This is a genomic window from Bacillus sp. AFS012607, from assembly GCF_002558005.1.
Lineage (GTDB): Bacteria > Bacillota > Bacilli > Bacillales > Bacillaceae_G > Bacillus_A > Bacillus_A thuringiensis_S.
Genome location: NZ_NTVM01000060.1, coordinates 1 through 299 on the forward strand (window position 1 = coordinate 1; position 299 = coordinate 299).

The following is a 299-nucleotide window of genomic DNA, read 5'->3' on the forward strand; positions in this document are numbered from 1 at the left end:
GTAGGACGTTGCCAGGCAAAATGGAGGATTAGCTCAGCTGGGAGAGCACCTGCCTTACAAGCAGGGGGTCGGCGGTTCGATCCCGTCATCCTCCACCATATATGTCGGAGGGGTAGCGAAGTGGCTAAACGCGGCGGACTGTAAATCCGCTCCTTCGGGTTCGGCAGTTCGAATCTGCCCCCCTCCACCATTCTTAATTATTGGGCTATAGCCAAGCGGTAAGGCAACGGACTTTGACTCCGTCATGCGCTGGTTCGAATCCAGCTAGCCCAGCCATTAAGAGCCATTAGCTCAGTTGG

The 299-nt window shown here is 55.5% G+C and carries 3 tRNA genes; all 3 read left to right on the forward strand.

The features are described 5' to 3' along the window. Positions 1-22 precede the first annotated feature (22 nt). The 3 genes from CN409_RS30390 to CN409_RS30400 all read left to right on the forward strand — a co-directional run bounded on the left by CN409_RS30390 (position 23) and on the right by CN409_RS30400 (position 276). A tRNA-Val gene (locus CN409_RS30390) sits at positions 23-98 on the forward strand. A gap of 8 nt (positions 99-106) precedes the next feature. Continuing rightward, positions 107-190: transfer RNA gene (locus CN409_RS30395), tRNA-Tyr, on the forward strand. Positions 191-201: 11 nt separating this feature from the next. Continuing rightward, positions 202-276, forward strand: a tRNA-Gln gene (locus tag CN409_RS30400). Positions 277-299 lie beyond the last annotated feature (23 nt).